The organism is Falsiroseomonas oryzae (assembly GCF_027856955.1).
GTDB classification, from domain to species: Bacteria; Pseudomonadota; Alphaproteobacteria; order Acetobacterales; family Acetobacteraceae; genus Falsiroseomonas; species Falsiroseomonas oryzae.
Window position 1 is genome coordinate 1 of record NZ_JAPSMD010000732.1, and the last position, 1,616, is coordinate 1,616.

The window sequence follows — 1,616 nt, forward strand, 5'->3', positions numbered from 1 at the left end:
GTACTCCAGCAGCCGTTGCTGAACCGAACGCGACAGCCGGCTCCGACGGCGCCTAACCATCTCTCCAACCTAGCCTTTCCACCCTTAGCTAGGTCAGCCCCTCGGACAAATGCGGCTTCGGCAGCCAGCCCGGGTCGCAGGGCAGGGCGGAGAGCAGGCCGAGGCGCTTGGCCATCAGCAGCTGGCCCATCGTCATCCGCCGCGCCATGCGCCGCCAGGCCCGCGCGATGCGCCAGGCGAGGCCGGCGAACAGCCCGCCATTGATCGGATGCGGCGAGATCGCCAGCAGCAGCCGGTCCAGCAGGCCGGAGCGCACATGCCGCCGCAGCGTGCGATGCGCCGTATCCGCCTTGCCGAGATGCGCCGGCAGCTCCCGCCAGGGTCCGGTGGAGCAGGCGACCCAGAAGATCGCGTCCCACAGCCGGCGCGGGTCCTGTGGCGGGCGGCCCGGCCCGGGCTCCAGCGCGCGGGTGACCAGGGGTCCGAGCAGCGCCCATTCCGCGTCGGTCATCGGGGCCCAGGCATGGCGGGCGAAGCGGTGCGGCGGGAAGGCGGGCGGGGGTGAGCGCATCGGAGGGCCTGCCGGACGGGTTCTGCGACCACGATAAAGGAAAATCTTCCTCATCCTCAACCCGGATCGGCTTCGCCGGCGTCGTCCTGCGAGAGGTGTTGCATCGCATCCATGGCGTCGTGGAGCAGACGCAGGACAAAGATCCGGCGGTCCTGCGCCGCCGCGTAGAACAGCGCATGGCGTGCCGGCGGGCGGAGCGCGAGGCGCCGGATGCCCGCGCGACCGGGCACGGGACGGCTCCCCGGCACATCCGGACCTTCGCCCAGGCGAAGGAGCGCGGCCGCGATGCGATCTTCGTAGCGGCGCGCCTGGTGTCGGCCGAACCGCATCTCCGACCAGGCGAGCGCCGCGGCGATGTCCTGCTCCGCTGCGCGGGCCAGGACGAGCCGCCAGCGGATCACGCGCGCCGGGGTGGGCGCAGCCGGCTGATCAGGGCGCGGATCTCCGCTGCGTCGCCGAGTTCGGTGACGCGACCTTCGCGGATATCGCGCTCGCCCTCGTCCAGAGCGACGTGGAACGCGGCGAGGCGCGCGGCGTGCTCGGCGTCCTGCCGCTCGACCAGGCGCAGCCCTTCGCGCAGCACCTCGCTGGCATTCTGGTAGCGGCCGGAGGCCACCAGGCGCTCGATCAGCGCCGCCTGGTGTTCGGTGATGACGACGTTGCGGGTGGGCATGGCTGGAGGATAGGCGGCATTGGCAGGATCTGCCAATGCCGATCACGGCCCGACCGGGCTCTGCCGGCGGTGCTGCGGCAATGGCCGGGAAGGGCGGCACGCTGGCCAAGGCGCCGGGGCTCCTGCAACCTGCGTGCGGCGGGCCGCTCGCCCGCCGGGGGGCCCGGCCGCATGCGTCGTCTCGTACTGCTTCTCGCGCTGCTGGCACTGCCGGCGCCGGCCGCGCTGGCCTGCGGGCCGGAGAGCGACTGCCCCGTCGGCGACCGCGCCTACCGCATCCGCATGCCCGATGCGGTGGCGCCCGGGACGCGCGTGGGGGCAGTGCTGTTCGCGCATGGCGCGGGCGGCCGCGCCACCGACACCATGGGCGAC

At 73.3% G+C, this 1,616-nt stretch carries 4 protein-coding genes; 1 reads left to right on the forward strand and 3 read right to left on the reverse strand.

From position 1 onward, the window contains the following. Positions 1-88 precede the first annotated feature (88 nt). Genes OZN99_RS31155 through OZN99_RS31165 form a run of 3 tightly spaced genes read right to left on the reverse strand, consistent with a single transcriptional unit; the run spans position 89 to position 1,244 of the window. On the reverse strand, positions 89-571 hold the full coding sequence (locus tag OZN99_RS31155) for a transposase (protein WP_270939075.1): 483 nt from the start codon (positions 569-571) through the stop codon (positions 89-91). Positions 572-627: 56 nt separating this feature from the next. Then, a complete protein-coding gene (locus tag OZN99_RS31160; RefSeq protein WP_270939076.1) occupies positions 628-972 on the reverse strand; it encodes a type II toxin-antitoxin system RelE/ParE family toxin in 345 nt (114 codons plus the stop codon). Next, positions 969-1,244: a type II toxin-antitoxin system ParD family antitoxin gene (locus OZN99_RS31165; RefSeq protein ID WP_270939077.1), complete on the reverse strand. Its 276-nt coding sequence runs from the start codon at positions 1,242-1,244 to the stop codon at positions 969-971. The genes OZN99_RS31160 and OZN99_RS31165 overlap by 4 nt, the downstream gene beginning before the upstream one ends. Positions 1,245-1,415: 171 nt before the next feature. Here OZN99_RS31165 and OZN99_RS31170 point away from each other — a divergent pair. Next, a partial coding sequence (locus OZN99_RS31170; RefSeq protein WP_270939078.1) for a hypothetical protein occupies positions 1,416-1,616 on the forward strand: 201 nt, incomplete at its 3' end.